The organism is Cucumibacter marinus DSM 18995, assembly GCF_000429865.1.
Taxonomy (GTDB): domain Bacteria; phylum Pseudomonadota; class Alphaproteobacteria; order Rhizobiales; family Devosiaceae; genus Cucumibacter; species Cucumibacter marinus.
Window position 1 is genome coordinate 161927 of record NZ_AUCR01000011.1, and the last position, 14085, is coordinate 176011.

20 protein-coding genes are annotated in these 14085 nt (G+C 63.2%); 15 read left to right on the top strand and 5 right to left on the bottom strand.

Annotated features, from left to right (window positions below):
• Positions 1 to 3: 3 nt before the first annotated feature.
• The 3 genes from G489_RS0108950 to G489_RS22560 form a co-directional block, all read right to left on the bottom strand.
• Positions 4 to 639, bottom strand: a complete 636-nt coding sequence (locus G489_RS0108950; protein WP_029041262.1) for a CDGSH iron-sulfur domain-containing protein — start codon at positions 637 to 639, stop codon at positions 4 to 6.
• A 78-nt stretch (positions 640 to 717) separates the two neighbouring features.
• Positions 718 to 1365 carry a carbonic anhydrase gene (locus G489_RS0108955; RefSeq protein WP_029041263.1) on the bottom strand — a complete coding sequence of 216 codons (648 nt, stop codon included), beginning with the start codon at positions 1363 to 1365 and terminating at the stop codon, positions 718 to 720.
• A gap of 135 nt (positions 1366 to 1500) precedes the next feature.
• A complete protein-coding gene (locus G489_RS22560; RefSeq protein WP_051332463.1) occupies positions 1501 to 1785 on the bottom strand; it encodes an EF-hand domain-containing protein in 285 nt (94 codons plus the stop codon).
• Positions 1786 to 2022: 237 nt separating this feature from the next.
• Between G489_RS22560 and G489_RS0108970 the strand changes: the two genes are divergently transcribed.
• On the top strand, positions 2023 to 2232 hold the full coding sequence (locus G489_RS0108970) for a DUF1737 domain-containing protein (RefSeq protein ID WP_029041264.1): 210 nt from the start codon (positions 2023 to 2025) through the stop codon (positions 2230 to 2232).
• Between the two features lie 14 nt (positions 2233 to 2246).
• Here the strand turns inward: G489_RS0108970 and G489_RS0108975 are convergent, their stop codons facing one another.
• On the bottom strand, positions 2247 to 2501 hold the full coding sequence (locus G489_RS0108975) for a YdeI/OmpD-associated family protein (protein WP_029041265.1): 255 nt from the start codon (positions 2499 to 2501) through the stop codon (positions 2247 to 2249).
• Positions 2502 to 2606: 105 nt separating this feature from the next.
• On the opposite strand from G489_RS0108975, the gene G489_RS0108985 reads away from it, so the two are divergent.
• From G489_RS0108985 to G489_RS0109035, 11 genes are all read left to right on the top strand, one after another.
• Positions 2607 to 3239, top strand: a complete 633-nt coding sequence (locus tag G489_RS0108985; protein WP_029041266.1) for a LysE family translocator — start codon at positions 2607 to 2609, stop codon at positions 3237 to 3239.
• Positions 3240 to 3574: 335 nt separating this feature from the next.
• Positions 3575 to 3943 carry a succinate dehydrogenase, cytochrome b556 subunit gene (gene sdhC, locus G489_RS0108990; RefSeq protein WP_029041267.1) on the top strand — a complete coding sequence of 123 codons (369 nt, stop codon included), beginning with the start codon at positions 3575 to 3577 and terminating at the stop codon, positions 3941 to 3943.
• A 13-nt stretch (positions 3944 to 3956) separates the two neighbouring features.
• Positions 3957 to 4337 (top strand): succinate dehydrogenase, hydrophobic membrane anchor protein, encoded by a 381-nt coding sequence (sdhD, locus tag G489_RS0108995; RefSeq protein WP_029041268.1) that lies wholly within the window; start codon positions 3957 to 3959, stop codon positions 4335 to 4337.
• 3 nt (positions 4338 to 4340) lie between these two features.
• Complete coding sequence (sdhA, locus tag G489_RS0109000) at positions 4341 to 6146, top strand: succinate dehydrogenase flavoprotein subunit (protein WP_029041269.1); 1806 nt, start codon at positions 4341 to 4343, stop codon at positions 6144 to 6146.
• 47 nt (positions 6147 to 6193) lie between these two features.
• Positions 6194 to 6511, top strand: coding sequence for a hypothetical protein (locus G489_RS0109005; RefSeq protein ID WP_029041270.1), 318 nt, complete (start codon positions 6194 to 6196; stop codon positions 6509 to 6511).
• 161 nt (positions 6512 to 6672) lie between these two features.
• A complete protein-coding gene (locus tag G489_RS0109010) occupies positions 6673 to 6993 on the top strand; it encodes a hypothetical protein (RefSeq protein WP_029041271.1) in 321 nt (106 codons plus the stop codon).
• A gap of 3 nt (positions 6994 to 6996) precedes the next feature.
• The gene (locus G489_RS0109015; protein WP_029041272.1) at positions 6997 to 7449 is read left to right on the top strand and encodes a hypothetical protein; all 453 of its coding nucleotides are present in this window, start codon (positions 6997 to 6999) and stop codon (positions 7447 to 7449) included.
• Entirely contained in the window at positions 7449 to 7787 is a 339-nt protein-coding gene (locus G489_RS0109020) for a hypothetical protein (protein ID WP_029041273.1), read from the top strand. Before G489_RS0109015 ends, G489_RS0109020 begins: the two co-directional genes overlap by 1 nt.
• A 45-nt stretch (positions 7788 to 7832) precedes the next feature.
• Positions 7833 to 8612 carry a succinate dehydrogenase iron-sulfur subunit gene (locus G489_RS0109025; RefSeq protein WP_029041274.1) on the top strand — a complete coding sequence of 260 codons (780 nt, stop codon included), beginning with the start codon at positions 7833 to 7835 and terminating at the stop codon, positions 8610 to 8612.
• Between the two features lie 82 nt (positions 8613 to 8694).
• Positions 8695 to 9231, top strand: a complete 537-nt coding sequence (locus G489_RS0109030; RefSeq protein WP_029041275.1) for a DUF2059 domain-containing protein — start codon at positions 8695 to 8697, stop codon at positions 9229 to 9231.
• 19 nt (positions 9232 to 9250) lie between these two features.
• Positions 9251 to 9487: a hypothetical protein gene (locus G489_RS0109035; RefSeq protein WP_029041276.1), complete on the top strand. Its 237-nt coding sequence runs from the start codon at positions 9251 to 9253 to the stop codon at positions 9485 to 9487.
• A gap of 33 nt (positions 9488 to 9520) precedes the next feature.
• On the opposite strand, the gene G489_RS0109040 is transcribed toward G489_RS0109035, so the two are convergent.
• Positions 9521 to 10810, bottom strand: a complete 1290-nt coding sequence (locus tag G489_RS0109040; protein WP_029041277.1) for a DUF2254 domain-containing protein — start codon at positions 10808 to 10810, stop codon at positions 9521 to 9523.
• Between the two features lie 160 nt (positions 10811 to 10970).
• Between G489_RS0109040 and G489_RS21800 the strand changes: the two genes are divergently transcribed.
• The 3 genes from G489_RS21800 to mdh all read left to right on the top strand — a co-directional run bounded on the left by G489_RS21800 (position 10971) and on the right by mdh (position 14030).
• On the top strand, positions 10971 to 11732 hold the full coding sequence (locus tag G489_RS21800; protein WP_051332464.1) for an AprI/Inh family metalloprotease inhibitor: 762 nt from the start codon (positions 10971 to 10973) through the stop codon (positions 11730 to 11732).
• 36 nt (positions 11733 to 11768) lie between these two features.
• Positions 11769 to 12905, top strand: coding sequence for a cell division protein ZapE (gene zapE / locus G489_RS0109050; protein ID WP_029041278.1), 1137 nt, complete (start codon positions 11769 to 11771; stop codon positions 12903 to 12905).
• Positions 12906 to 13067: 162 nt separating this feature from the next.
• Entirely contained in the window at positions 13068 to 14030 is a 963-nt protein-coding gene (mdh, locus tag G489_RS0109055; protein WP_029041279.1) for a malate dehydrogenase, read from the top strand.
• Positions 14031 to 14085: the final 55 nt, after the last annotated feature.

Here is a 14085-nt window from a genome sequence, read left to right on the forward strand (position 1 = left end):
TGCTCACACCCCCTCGGCTTCGAAGCCCTCACGCTTGTGGCTACTGTCGCAGAAGGGCTTGTTGGCGGAGTGCCCGCACCGGCACAGCCATACTTCGTTGGCCAGTTTCACCCGGCGGCCGGAGCCGGCGATCAGCTCCATATTGCCGGAGACCTTGAGCGGGCCGTTCTTTTGCGGGGTGACGGTCAGCGGACCATCGCGCGCCTCGATCACCGCGTCCTCGCGCTGTTCGGGTTGGCCGGTGGCGGCGAATCCGGAGGCAATGTGGGCATTGTCGCAAAACGGTTTGCGCTTCGAGGCGCCGCATCGGCACAGCACGGCGCGGGTGCGCGGCGGCTCGCCGTCGAGCTCGATCTGAGCATGCACCATATAGGGTCCGTTTTCGGTGATGCGGATGGTGTTGACCCGGGGCGGGGCTTCGCCGGTGCCATCGGGCAAGGTGTAGGTGATGGCGCCCGAAGGGCAGTTATGGGCAACCTCGATCACCGCATCCGCGTTTGCCGCATCGGGTACGATCCAGCCCTTGCCGCCATCGGCGGTGAAAACCTCGGGCTGGCCGAGAACGCAGCGGCGTGCATGGATGCAGCGCCGTCCGTCGAAATGAATGGTGATGTCCCGGCCTTCATAGCTCGATGGCATAACGCCCTCCCGCGATTTGCTGGCGGGATCGTGGCTGCCGGGCCGCGGGCGGTCAAGACAATCAGCGGTGAAGGCGAACTATTCGCCGAGGTCAGGCCGCTTGAAGTCGCCGGACTGCTTGTCCATCACCCAGAGCTCGCCGGTGCCGATATCGAACCAGGCGCCGTGCACGGCAAGGGTGCCTTCCGCCTCGCCCTCGCGGACATAGGGGAAAGTCCTGAGATTGTTGAGCGAATTGCGGATCGAGATGCGTTCGAGCGCGGTCTGGCGTTCGCTGTCGGTCAGGAGCTCCTGATCGGCAACCTGGGCAGCGACGGGCTTGAGAAGGCTCATCCATTTGCCGATGAAATCGCCTTCGGGCGGCTGGTCGTCGGCCTTGGAGAGCGAGGCCGCGATGCCGCCGCAGCGGCCATGGCCCATGACGACGATGTTCTCGATGCCGAGCCCGGTGACCGCGAATTCGATCGCGGCCGAGGTGCCGTGCTGGCCGCCATCGGGTTCGAAGGGGGGCACCAGATTGGCCACGTTGCGCAGAACGAAGAGTTCGCCAGGGCCGCAATCGAAAATGGTTTCGGGCGCGGCACGGCTGTCGCAACAGGCGATGATCATGGTGGTGGGGCGCTGGCCGTGTTCGGCCAGGTGCCGGTAGCGTTCGCGTTCGCGGGCGTGACGCCCGGCCATGAAAGACTTGTATCCGTCGAGAAGACGTTTCGGGAAATCCTGCATGCCCATGCGTTTAAGCGGCACGAGGCGATTAGGCAAGAGGGTGATGCAATGCCGAGGCGAAGACAAACCGGCCCGCCCCGGGGGAAGGGCGGGCCGGCAGGGCGCTTCAGTGTGAAGTGCCCGCAGGGAACCGGATTATTCGGTCGTCATCATGGTGCCGGCATCGATATAGGCGGTGAACTCGTCCTGGCTCACCATGCCGTCTTCATTGGTGTCGATCTCGGCGAAGCTTTCCTCGGTGGCATCGCTCACAATCGTGGCGATCTCATCGAAGGTGATGCCGCCGCTTGCATCGGCATCAAGGGTTGCGAAGTCATAGACCGCGAGCTCGGAAGCGAGGTCGGTTCCGGCCTCCTGGGCAAAGGCCGGACCGGTGAGTGCCGCCGCGATGGCCAATGCAGGAATCATGATGTTTCGCATGGGATTATCCTTTGGTTGGTGGGGGTCGGCAGAGCCTCTTCTCTCCGCCGGCGAACTGCCCCTCGGGCCGAACGCGAAACCGAATCTGGTCCCCGAGATTGGCCGCGCGCTGGCGGACAAATGACGTTTTGAAGGAAAGATTCGGGCCGGGCCGGGGCAGGCCATTGGCGGCGTGGCAAAGCGCGGCAAATCGGCTAGGAAGGAACCAAGGGAAATCCGATTAGGGCGGTTTGAGAAATGGATATCTACCGGTTTTTGAGCGCGGACGATGATTCGAGTTTCTGTCACAAGGTGACCAAGGCGCTGACCGAGGGCTGGGTGCTCTATGGCCCGCCGCATTACGTCTTCGATGCGGCGGCCGGGAAGATGCGCTGCGGCCAGGCAGTGATCAAACAGGTCGAGGAACAGGCCTACGACCCGGACAAGAAGCTGACCGAATACGAATAGGGCCGGCCCAGGATTCAGCCGCTTGGTCCGTCATAAGGCATCTTCATATAGGCATCGCCTGCCTCAAGCTCGTCGAGCATCTGGGCGATGCGCTTTTCCCGGGTTGCCTCGCGTTTGGCCCGGGCGATCCAGCCGAGATAATCATTGCGCTGATAGGGTGGGCGGGCCGCATAGGCTGCCGAAAGCCCGCGCGCCGTCAGCCGCGCCGCGATGTCCTCGGGCATGGATTGAAGGGGGCGTTTGAGCCGGCTTTTCGCTTCGCTGGTCATTGGCTCAGTTTCACGCCGATTTGGGTTTGCATCAACAGATTGAATTGGCGATTGCCGCGATTGGGCGGTACATCCCCGTTCGCCTCCCAACCGGATTGATGTGCCATGTTCATTTACGAGCCGCAGCACTGGCTTGCCTTTTTCGCCGCCGCGATGGTGCTCAACCTGTCTCCCGGCCCTGATGCCGCGTTTATCCTCGGGCAAACCGCCCGGGGCGGCAAACGCGCAGGGCTCGCCGCGATGCTGGGGATCTGGACGGGTGCGCTCGGTCATGTGGCGCTGGCGGCGGTCGGTCTTTCGGCGCTTCTTGCCGCCTCGGCGACCGCTTTCTCCATCGTCAAATGGGTCGGCGCCGCCTATCTGATCTGGCTCGGCATTGCCGCCATTCGTTCGGCGGGCAGCGGGTTCGCGGCCGATGGCCGGCCGGCGCTGGGGCTTGGCGCAGTGTTCCGTCAGGGCATGCTGGTCAACATCATGAACCCCAAGGTGGCGATCTTCTTTCTTGCCTTCCTGCCGCAATTCGTGGTGCCGGGCGCCGGGCCGGTGCCGGCCCAGCTCGCCTTGCACGGCATTCTGGTGATCGCCTGTGCGGGGCTTGTCGAACCGCCGCTGATCTTTGCGGGGGCCGCCATCGCCAATCGCATCCGGCGTTCGAAACGCTTTGCCGCCTGGCTCGACCGGGCGATGGGCGGCATCTTCATCGCGCTGGGGGCCAGGCTTGCCAGCTCCGGCGGCTGAGGCCCGGCACCATGTCGGTGTGGACGGTGCCTGCCTGCAACCCGATCGGTCCCAGCCCGTCTTCGGACATTGATTTTCTCAAGCACGGCCTCGCCGGGTGAGTGAGGGCCGGGTAATCGATTACCAAGGCGCGCTTTTTTTTGACGTGAGAGCCCCGCGCCGCTAAACCCTTGCCTGCGGCTGCGATTCCATGCAAACCGGAAGCGCAAGGCCGCGCCTTCCGCCATTCCCTTGATCGGGGAGCCGGGGGAAGCCGCCTTTCGCAGTTCCGGTCCATGACCCGGTGCCCGACCTGTTCGGAACTGCTCCCAAGGGCACCGCGCAGGAAAAGGCTGATGGCCCGACCCACATCTCCGCATATCTGGATCTACAAGCCCACCATCACGATGATGATGTCGATCGTGCATCGCATCACCGGGGTGGGCCTTTTTGTTGGCACCGCACTTCTGGTGTGGTGGCTCGGCGCCGCCGCTGCCGGGGATGGCGCCTATGCCGTTGCCTCGGACTTTTTCGACCACTGGTTCGGCCGGCTGATCCTGTTCGGCTACACTTGGGCGCTGATCCACCACGCGCTTGGCGGGATCCGGCATTTCATCTGGGATTTCGGGGCCGGCTATGGTGAAGCGCGCCATATGATGGCCTGGGCGACGCTGATCGGTTCGGTGGCGCTGACCGTGATCCTGTGGCTGATCATTCTTTTGTAGGCGGGAGACCGATATGAGCATGCGCACTCCGTTCGCCCGGGTCACCGGGCTCGGCTCCGCCAAGGAAGGGGCCCATCATTTCTGGCAGCAGCGGGTCACCGCAGCGGCCAATCTTCTGCTCGCGATCTTTTTCGCCTGGCTGGTAATCGCCCATATCGGGGCGAGCCGGGCCGAGCTTGTCGCCAGTTTCCAGAACCCGGTGATCGCGGCGCTGACCGTGTTGATGCTGGTTTCGGTCGCCATTCACATGCGGCTCGGCATCCAGGTGGTGATCGAGGATTACATCCATAAGGAAAGCACCAAGATCATCCTTTTCGTGCTGACCCGCTTTTTTGCCTATGGCATGGCCGCGATCGGGGTCGTGTCCGTTCTGATGATGAGTTTCGGGGGTTAACCGATGGCCGCGGGTTCCGCATACAAGACCGTCACCCACCAGTTCGACGTGGTGGTCGTTGGCGCCGGCGGCGCCGGGCTTCGGGCGACGCTCGGCATGGCCGAGCAAGGGCTCAAGACCGCCTGCATCACCAAGGTGTTTCCCACCCGCTCGCACACCGTTGCGGCCCAGGGCGGCATCGCCGCCTCGCTCGGCAATATGGGTGCGGATAGCTGGCAATGGCATATGTACGACACCGTCAAGGGGTCGGACTGGCTGGGCGACAATGACGCCATGGAATATCTCGCCCGCGAGGCCCCGGCGGCGGTCTATGAGCTCGAGCATTACGGTGTGCCCTTCTCGCGCACCGAAGAAGGTAAGATCTATCAGCGCCCGTTTGGCGGGCACATGCAGAATTACGGGGAAGGCCCCCCGGTGCAGCGCACCTGCGCGGCGGCGGACCGGACCGGCCACGCCATTTTGCACACGCTCTACGGCCAGTCGCTGAGGAACAATGCGCAGTTCTTCATCGAGTATTTCGCGCTCGATCTGTTGATGAGCGAGGATGGCGCCTGTGAAGGGGTGATCGCCTGGAACCTCGATGACGGCACCATTCACCGCTTCCGCGCCAAGACCGTGGTGCTGGCGACGGGCGGTTATGGCCGCGCCTATTTCTCGGCCACCTCGGCCCATACCTGCACCGGGGACGGTAATGGCATGGTGGCCCGTGCCGGGCTGCCGCTGCAGGACATGGAATTCGTCCAGTTCCACCCCACGGGCATTTACGGCGCCGGCGTGCTGATCACCGAGGGCGCGCGCGGGGAAGGCGGCTATCTCACCAATTCAGAGGGCGAGCGGTTCATGGAGCGCTATGCGCCCAACGCCAAGGATCTGGCGAGCCGCGACGTGGTTTCGCGCTGCATGACCATGGAGATCCGCGAAGGGCGCGGCGTGGGTCCGAACAAGGACCACATCTATCTGCATCTCGACCATCTCGATCCGGATGTGCTGGCCGAGCGCCTGCCGGGGATCACCGAATCGGCGAAAATCTTCGCCGGCGTCGATCTGAGGGCCGAGCCGATCCCGGTCATCCCGACGGTGCATTACAATATGGGCGGGGTGCCGACCAATTACTGGGGCGAAGTGCTCAACCCCACAGCCGAGAACCCGGACCAGATCGTGCCCGGCCTGATGGCGGTGGGCGAGGCGGGTTGCGCCTCGGTGCATGGCGCCAACCGGCTGGGCTCGAACTCGCTGATCGACCTTGTTGTGTTCGGTCGCGCTGCCGCGATCCGCGCCGGCCAGGTCATCGACCGCGAGGCCAAGATCCCGGAAGTCAACGAGCAGAGCTATGACAAGGCGATCGCCCGGCTCGACAAGCTGCGCCACGCCGATGGCGGCTCGCCGACCGCCGAGTTGCGCGACAAGATGCAGCGCACCATGCAGGAAGACGCTGCGGTGTTCCGCACCGAGGAAACGCTCAAATCGGGTTGCGAGCGGATCACCGCGATCTGGGGCGAACTCGAGGATATCAAGGTCACCGATCGCTCGATGATCTGGAATTCGGATCTCGTTGAAACCCTCGAGCTTGAAAACCTGATGGCAAACGCGATCACCACGGTTCATTCGGCCGAAGCGCGGACGGAAAGCCGGGGCGCGCATGCGCGCGAGGATTATCCCGACCGGGACGACAAGAACTGGCGGCACCATACGCTGTCGCGCCTGTCCGAGGACGGCAAGGTCGATCTCACCTACCGGCCGGTGCATGTCGAACCGTTGACCGACGGGATCGACCTTAAAAAGATCGCGCCGAAAGCGCGGGTTTACTAAGCTAGGGTCCGGATGACCGGATTGCAGAGCGGAGCAGCGTAGAAGCGATGATCAAAGCGTTTGTTTTGGGTGGTATGCTGGCCGTGGCCGGCATGGCGGCGCCGGCCATGGCGCAAAACCGTGGGCTTGAACGGGCGATTGCCGAGGCCTGTGTGGGCCAGCTTTATGAAAGCCGGTCGACCTGTTCATGCTTTGCGGACAATGCCATGGGCCGATTCAACGAGACCCAGCTGCGCTGGCTGGCTCTGACGACCGACCAGCCGCGGACCGCGCTCGAACTGGCCAAGCAGATGAGCTATTCCGAGGCTCAGGCGGTGGGCAGCTACATGGTTGACGGTGTTCATGCTTGCCGGGGCGACAGCTAAAGCGCCTTTCAGAGCGACTTGCGAAAACGGGAAGGCCGCTTTTTCGCAAGACGATGCGCCCGAGCGGAAACAGAGCGTTGCGCAGTCGCGCGGCGCTCCGGTCGGCAGACAGGACTGCGGTGTATTTTCGGATAGGGGCCATTCACGAGGGGAGACGTGAGATGAGACTTCACCATCTGGCTTTGACGGTTTTGGTGCTGACAGGAGGACTGTCCGGCACGGCGCTGGCGCAGACCGCAAGCCATGAAGAGATCGTGGATGCCTGCCTTGCCGCCTCGAACATGCCCGAACCGATCTGCACCTGCGTGGCCGACAAGCTGATGGAAGAAGAAATCAGCGATACCCAGCGGCTGTGGTACTACACCTCGCTGACCGATCAGGAGGCCGCCGAGGCGCTGGTGAGCGAGATGTCGCCTGTCGAGGCCGCCCAGATCGGGATGTTTTCGGCCACGGCTCCCGCCCAATGCGCTGCCGGCGGTTGAGGCTTGGCTGAGACGGCCGGCTATTCCGGCACGCCGCTGGCGAAAAAACTGGGGCTGAAGGACGGGCAACGGGTCTTGTTCGTCGGTCTGCCCGAGACGCTGGGCTGGCTGGCCGGAGAGCGGGATTTTGGCGAGGTGGTCCATCGGCCGGACTGGGCGGGGATCGGGCCGGCCGACAATGGGTTCGATGTGGTGCATGCGTTCACCCTGCACCACGAAGAAATCAAATCCGGGCTGCTGCGTTTGCAGGATATTATCCAGCCCGATGGTATGATCTGGGTGAGCTGGCCTAAAAAGGCCGCAAAAATGGATACGGATGTCACAGAGGACGTTGTACGGGCGGAGGCCCTTCAGCTAGACCTCGTCGATGTGAAAGTCTGTGCTGTCGACGCGGTCTGGTCGGGTCTCAAGCTCGTCATTCGCAAACATTTGCGGGGGGCCGCAAGGAGAGTGTGATGACTGCCAGTTTCAAGAAGATCGCCATTGTGGCCGGGCTTTCGCTCGCCACGGGCCTGGTTTCCGGTCCTGCAATCGCGCAGCAGGATACGGTGCGGGCCGATATCGTGGCGTCCTGCATGGCCGAACTGTCGATGCCCGAAGCCGGATGCGGCTGCATCGCGGACAAGGCCAATGAAGAACTCGGGCCGGAATTGTCGGCCTATCTTGCCAAAGTGCTTTCCGACCCTGCCGGAGCCGCAGCCGACGCGCAGTCGGGCGTGGTTTCCGCCGATCAGGTCAAGCAGTTGGGTGAATTCATGACCAGCGCGCCGCAAGCCTGTTCGGCGGCGCAATAAACACGATAAGGGCCGCCCCCGGGCGGCTTGAACGAGGGAACCGATATGGTCGAGCTGACTTTGCCGAAGAATTCAAAGATCAGGGAGGGCGTCACCTGGTCGAAGCCCGAAGGGGCGACCAATCTGCGGCAATTCCGGGTCTATCGCTATGATCCGGATACGGGCGACAACCCGCGGCTCGACACCTATTTCGTCGATCTCGACGATTGCGGTCCGATGGTTCTCGATGCGCTGCTTTACATCAAGAACAAGATCGACCCCACGCTGACCCTTCGCCGCTCCTGCCGCGAGGGGATCTGCGGGTCATGCGCGATGAATATCGACGGGCTCAACACCCTCGCCTGTACCAAGGGCATGGACGAGATCAAGGGCTCGATCACCATCTATCCCTTGCCGCATCTGCCGGTGGTCAAGGATCTGGTACCGGATCTGTCGACCTTCTATGCCCAGCACCGTTCGATCGAGCCCTGGCTCAAGACGACGACGCCAGAGCCGGGCACCGAATGGCTGCAGGCGCGTGAGGACCGCGAAAAGCTCGACGGGCTTTATGAGTGCATTCTTTGTGCCTGCTGCTCGACCTCGTGTCCGAGCTATTGGTGGAATGGCGAGCGCTATCTCGGCCCGGCCGCGCTGTTGCAAGCCTATCGCTGGCTCATTGACAGCCGCGACGAGGCGACCGGCGAACGGCTCGACAATCTCGAGGATCCGTTCCGGCTCTATCGCTGCCATACGATCATGAACTGCGCCAATACCTGCCCCAAAGGCCTCAATCCGGCCAAGGCGATCGGCGAAATCAAGAAAATGATGGTCGAGCGCCGGGTCTGACCGGCCCGCATATGCGTTTGATCAGGGCGGGGGGCAAACCGCCAAACCGCTTCGCGTCGAGGAGCGGGCAAAGGAGATCCCTATGAAAAAACTGTCGACCGCCTTGCTGACCGCATTGATGCTGGGTGTCAGCGCACCGGCTGCGATCGCGCCTGTGCTGGCCCAGGACGAGGCGAGCGAAGCCCAGGCCGACCCGCGCGTGGCGCTGGCCGAAGAGCTGATCGCCCTCACGGTCACCGACACCATGGTCGAACAGATGGTCGATGCGGTGTGGCCGACGCTCGAAGAGCAGCTCGTTGCGCTCAACCCGGAGATCTCCGAGGATGCGCTCGCTGACCTCAAGGCCAAGATGGTCGAACTCGAGCGCGGGCTGGTCGCGGATATGACCGGCACGATCGTGACCTTCTACACCGAGACTTTCACCGAACAGGAACTGACCGAGCTGAATGCGTTCTACGCCTCGGATCTGGGGCAGAAGCTGCTTGATTCACAGCCGGCACTGATGAGCCAGGTCATGCCCGACATGATCCGGCAGGTGCAGACCTCGGTGCCGCTCCTGATGGAGGATTTCCTCTCCTATGCCGAGGAGCAGGGCTTCGAGACCGGTGAGGACGCCTGACGGCGCGTAAGGAACAGCAATGAGCTTTGAAACCGTCCTCAGCCTGAGGGATTCCAACAAGGCACGGGTGATCATCGTGGCGCTCAAGGCGCATGGCTTTCACCCGCTCGAGGGCGGAGAGGACGGTCTGCCCGGCATGCCGGGGATCACCGGACGCGGCGGTATCGCCATTCGCGTGCCGGCGGAGGAGGCGGAGGACGCCAAGGTCCTCGCTGAAGCATTGCTGGCCGACATGAATGCGGAAGGCGACGACTGAGCGCTGCCTTCCACTAGGTCTTGCCCCTGATTTTCACCCCGTCCGCGCAAGGGCGGTTCGGGCCTCCTCGATCCGTCCGGCAAACCCGGATTTCATGGCATTGCGGTCCGGCAGGGCCTCGATATTTTTCAAGAGCGCGGCCAGCCAGCCGTCGATGGCGGCGAGATGCGGCTTGTGCGCGGTCGCTTCCCCCAGCGCTGTCAGCAGCCGGATCAACCGGTCTGTGACCTGCGGGTCGCCCTCGGCGGCGGGCAGCAGCGGGATCATCACGATCTCAAGGTAATAGTCGAGGCACAGGCTCGGGCGGCTGAGGCGGGGCGTGCCGTCTTCATCGTTCAGTATGTCCGGCACCGTGCCGCGCCGCGCCAGATCGCAAAGGCCGGTGGCGAGGAAGTTGAGCGCGATCACCGCCGTGTTGGGGTCGCGCACTCCGGGTGACAGCGCCCGCAAGGCAATCTCGACCAGCGCGCGGGCCTCATAGCTTGCCTCCTGCAAGGGCGACATGCGCGTCCCCAGTTGCATGGTGTCGCACAGGCTGTCCGGGTCCTCGGGCTGTTTCGAGGCGAAGAGCACCGGGAAACCTTCGAGCACATGTTCGCCGGGCCTGACTTTGAGTTCGAGCGTCATGCTCTCGGTGCGGGCGGCCTCGATCAGCGCGTCATAGTCGATGATCTGTACATATCCCGATTTTGTGGCGTTGACGGGAACGCGCGCTCCTTTCGCAATCGGTTTGGCGGCATGGCGGTCCTCCGGCGAGAGGACTTCAATGTCGGCGATCGCGGCGATGAAGCGCTTGCCCGAGCGTGCCACCACGACATCGGCCTGGATCGACTGGGCCATGTGGTGGACGAAATAGATGACGACGAAAAAGGCGATGACGGTCATCGGCCCGGCCATCAGCGTGGCCAGCATCGGGGCGGCGACACTGTCGTCGGCGGGGAAGGCGATCAGCACCTGCACCGCATACAGAAACACGCCGAGGAACACGCCCATGGTCGATTGCGTTATGCGGTCGTGCATGACCATGGTCACCAGCCGCGGACCCAGTTGCTGCGAGACCAGGGTCAGCCCGACAAAGGTAAGCGAGAAGACCATGGTCGCCACGCTCACCATCGCCCCGGCGATGGTGGTCAGAAGGTTCTGGGCGGCACTCTTGGCCATCGGTTCGATGCCGATGGCAGAAAGCGGTCCGCGCCAGTCGAACCAGGTATCGAGCGCGACCATGAAATGGGCAAAAAGCACGCTTACAATGCCAATGAGAGCGGGCATAAACCAGAAGCCGCCCAGAATGGCAGAACGCAGGATCTTAAGGCTTGCCCACATCAACGGTCTCCATGGCTGTTGCCTGTGTGTAACGCATAAAGCGCCTCTTGGGTCGCAAACTGGCCACATTCTTGCCTTTTAGGGCGTGCGCCCACGGTAAATCGAGTGATAAGGGTGCCCTGCAACAGTCAGGTTTGGCCCGATCGGGAGAATCGAGTTGATGATCAATGCGGGGAACAGGCGCCTCGCGATCGGCGTGGTAATGATCGCGGCGGTGGCGCTGACCGGATGTACCTCCACGCGAGGCAGCCGAACCACACTGGCAAGCACAGCTCCGGAGCAGCTGACCCCGGTTGAAACCGGTGCGGTCCAGCAGGGCGCCTTGCCGCCGGTCGGCAGCCAGCAGCAGACCCAGGCCAATAACGGCGTCTATCCGGACGGATATCCGCAGCAAGTGCAAGTGCCCGGCCAGCAGCAGGGCCAGCCAGTCTACGCGGCCGACGGCTCGGGCCGGGTTGTCTATTCCAATGGCGCCGAAGGCAATGTGCTGGGCACCATTCCGCAAAGCCAGGCCAATTCGATCGACGGGCAATATGGCGTTGCCAGCGCAGAACAGCTGACGCCGGGGGATGATTCCTTCGTCTCGCTCGATGATGTCAATCGCAACCCCAATGTGGTGGGCCGCGATCTGACCGGCGAACTCTCGGTCGAGAAGCTCTTGGGCGGCTGGACGCTGCAAGGCGCTTCAACATCCTGCCGGCTCAATCTCACTTATACCGCCAAGGCCGATACCGGCCGCTACCGCGCATCCGCGCCGGGCTGCGAAGTGCCAGGCATGATAGCGGTTTCCTCCTGGCAGTTGTCCGGCCGCCAGGTGCTGCTGTACGACAATGGCGGCAAGGTCATGGCCACGCTGCTGCTTTCGGGCGACCGGTTCGTGGGCACCAGCATTTCCGGCCAGGGCATTTCCATGGTCAGCTAACCCGTCTGTCAGCGGGTATTCCGGGAGTACGGTCTGATGGGGGCTCATCCCGGCAGCGGCGCCGTCGTTGCTGCCTATCGCGATCATGTCGAAACCGGCAAGCTGACCAGCGATCCGGCCCAGCTCGAAGCGGCCGAGGCGCTCGATGCGCTCGCCGCTGCCCTCAAGGCCGAGGAAAAGCCGGGCGGTCTGTCGCGGCTGTTCGGGCGCAAGCCCGACAAGGCGCCGCGCGGACTTTACATTCACGGCGCGGTGGGGCGCGGCAAGACTTTTTTGATGGATCTGTTCTTCAACGCGGTCGAAGAGCCGCGCAAAAGACGGAAGCATTTCCACGAATTCATGGACGAGGTGCATACGGGCATCGCTGCGTTTCGCCGCGAGAGCGGGGACAAGGCCGGGCGCCGCGATCCGATTCCCGCGGTCGCCGGACCGATCGCGGAAGATACTCGACTGTTGTGCCTCGATGAATTCCACGTCTCCGACATCACCGATGCGATGTTGCTGCAGCGCCTGTTCTCGGTGCTGTTCGAGGCGGGCGTCATCCTCGTCGCGACGTCCAACCTGGCGCCCGACCGGCTTTATGAGAACGGGCTCAACCGCCAGCTCTTCCTGCCCTTTATCGAGCTCCTCAAGGACCGGTGCCGGGTGATCGAGCTCGATGCGGCCAAGGATTACCGCCGCGACAAGCTCGAACGTCAGCCGGTCTATTTCTTCGGCCCGCGCGCCGAGACGCATGACGAGCTCGATGCGGCCTGGCGCGTGATTGCGGGACCGGATGGCGGCGAACCGGAGACGCTGCGCATCAATGGCCGCGATATCAAGGTGCCGGCCCAGGGGCTGGGTGCGGCGCGATTCAGCTTTGCGGAGTTGTGCGAGGCCCCGCTTGGGGCGCGCGACTATCTGCGGCTGAGCCAGCACTTTCATACGCTGGTCGTCGAAGGCGTGCCGCATCTCGACCGCACCCGCTCGGACGCAGCCAAGCGATTCATCCTGCTGATCGATACGCTTTATGACCGCGGCATCAAGCTGGTGGCGAGCTTCGAGGCGCCGCTCGATGAACTGGGGGCCGACAGCCGCACTAGTTTCGAATTCCAGCGTACCGTGTCCCGGCTCACCGAAATGCAGTCAGGTGCCTATCTTTCGGGCCACCGCGCCGATGCAATTGCCGGTTGAGCGCATCGCCGGTCCGGCCATGCGGCCCCGAAGCGATGATCCGGCAAACGTTTACACCCTGTTTCTCGGTCTCAACCCCCCGGTCCGGCTTGCACGGGCAGAGCCTAGGCGCTATGGGAGGGGCCTAATTCCAGCACACGACCATCGGAGATAGATCTCACTATGGCACGCACGAAGATTGCCCTTATCGGCGCGGGGCAGATCGGCGGCACGCTCGCCCATCTGGCCGCGCTCAAGGAACTCGGCGACATCGTTCTTTTCGACATTGTGGACGGTGTTCCGCAGGGCAAGGCGCTCGATCTGGCGCAATCCGCCCCGGTCGAAGGGTTTGATGCCGACCTCAAAGGCACGTCCGAATACAAGGATATTGCCGGCGCCAATGTGGTGATCGTCACCGCCGGCGTGCCACGCAAGCCGGGCATGAGCCGCGACGATCTTCTCGAGATCAATCTCAAGGTCATGGAACAGGTCGGCGCCGGCATCGCCAAATATGCCCCCGATGCCTTCGTGATCTGCATCACCAACCCGCTCGATGCCATGGTCTGGGCGCTGCAGCGCTTCTCGGGCCTGCCGGCCAACAAGGTCGTGGGCATGGCGGGTGTGCTCGATTCCTCGCGTTTCCGCCACTTCATCGCCGACGAACTCAATGTGTCGGTCGAAGACGTCTCGGCTTTCGTTCTGGGCGGGCATGGCGACACCATGGTGCCGCTGGCGCGCTATTCGACGGTGGCCGGCGTGCCGCTGACCGATCTGGTGAAGATGGGCTGGATCGAAAAAGGCAAGCTCGACGAGATCATCCAGCGCACCCGTGATGGCGGTGCCGAGATCGTCGGCCTGTTGAAGACCGGTTCGGCCTTCTATGCGCCCGCCACCTCGGCGATCGCGATGGCCGAGAGCTATCTCAAGGACAAGAAGCGGGTTTTGCCCTGCGCGGCCTATCTCAAGGGCGAATTCGGGGTCAAAGGGCTTTATGTCGGTGTGCCGGCCGTGATCGGCTCGGACGGGGTCGAGCGGATCGTCGAGATCACGCTCAACCGCACCGAACAGAGCGGCTTCGACAAGTCGGTCGGGTCCGTCGAGGGACTGGTTGCGGACTGCAAGAAGATCGCACCCAAGCTCGCCTAATTCCGACCGTCTGTCCGGGCCCGAGCGGCGGGGCAGGAACACGCTGGAGGAGCGG

Coding starts and splice junctions, on each gene's coding strand:
- G489_RS0109035 (WP_029041276.1), top strand. CDS start 9,251: ATGAGCTTTGAAACCGTCCTCAGCCTGAGGGATTCCAACAAGGCACGG.
- G489_RS0109020 (WP_029041273.1), top strand. CDS start 7,449: ATGACTGCCAGTTTCAAGAAGATCGCCATTGTGGCCGGGCTTTCGCTC.
- G489_RS0108955 (WP_029041263.1), bottom strand. CDS start 1,365: ATGCAGGATTTCCCGAAACGTCTTCTCGACGGATACAAGTCTTTCATG.
- mdh (WP_029041279.1), top strand. CDS start 13,068: ATGGCACGCACGAAGATTGCCCTTATCGGCGCGGGGCAGATCGGCGGC.
- G489_RS0108950 (WP_029041262.1), bottom strand. CDS start 639: ATGCCATCGAGCTATGAAGGCCGGGACATCACCATTCATTTCGACGGA.
- G489_RS0109030 (WP_029041275.1), top strand. CDS start 8,695: ATGAAAAAACTGTCGACCGCCTTGCTGACCGCATTGATGCTGGGTGTC.
- G489_RS21800 (WP_051332464.1), top strand. CDS start 10,971: ATGATCAATGCGGGGAACAGGCGCCTCGCGATCGGCGTGGTAATGATC.
- sdhD (WP_029041268.1), top strand. CDS start 3,957: ATGAGCATGCGCACTCCGTTCGCCCGGGTCACCGGGCTCGGCTCCGCC.
- G489_RS0109025 (WP_029041274.1), top strand. CDS start 7,833: ATGGTCGAGCTGACTTTGCCGAAGAATTCAAAGATCAGGGAGGGCGTC.
- G489_RS0108975 (WP_029041265.1), bottom strand. CDS start 2,501: ATGACCAGCGAAGCGAAAAGCCGGCTCAAACGCCCCCTTCAATCCATG.
- G489_RS0109005 (WP_029041270.1), top strand. CDS start 6,194: ATGATCAAAGCGTTTGTTTTGGGTGGTATGCTGGCCGTGGCCGGCATG.
- G489_RS0108970 (WP_029041264.1), top strand. CDS start 2,023: ATGGATATCTACCGGTTTTTGAGCGCGGACGATGATTCGAGTTTCTGT.
- sdhA (WP_029041269.1), top strand. CDS start 4,341: ATGGCCGCGGGTTCCGCATACAAGACCGTCACCCACCAGTTCGACGTG.
- sdhC (WP_029041267.1), top strand. CDS start 3,575: ATGGCCCGACCCACATCTCCGCATATCTGGATCTACAAGCCCACCATC.
- G489_RS0108985 (WP_029041266.1), top strand. CDS start 2,607: ATGTTCATTTACGAGCCGCAGCACTGGCTTGCCTTTTTCGCCGCCGCG.
- G489_RS0109010 (WP_029041271.1), top strand. CDS start 6,673: ATGAGACTTCACCATCTGGCTTTGACGGTTTTGGTGCTGACAGGAGGA.
- G489_RS0109040 (WP_029041277.1), bottom strand. CDS start 10,810: ATGTGGGCAAGCCTTAAGATCCTGCGTTCTGCCATTCTGGGCGGCTTC.
- G489_RS22560 (WP_051332463.1), bottom strand. CDS start 1,785: ATGCGAAACATCATGATTCCTGCATTGGCCATCGCGGCGGCACTCACC.
- zapE (WP_029041278.1), top strand. CDS start 11,769: ATGGGGGCTCATCCCGGCAGCGGCGCCGTCGTTGCTGCCTATCGCGAT.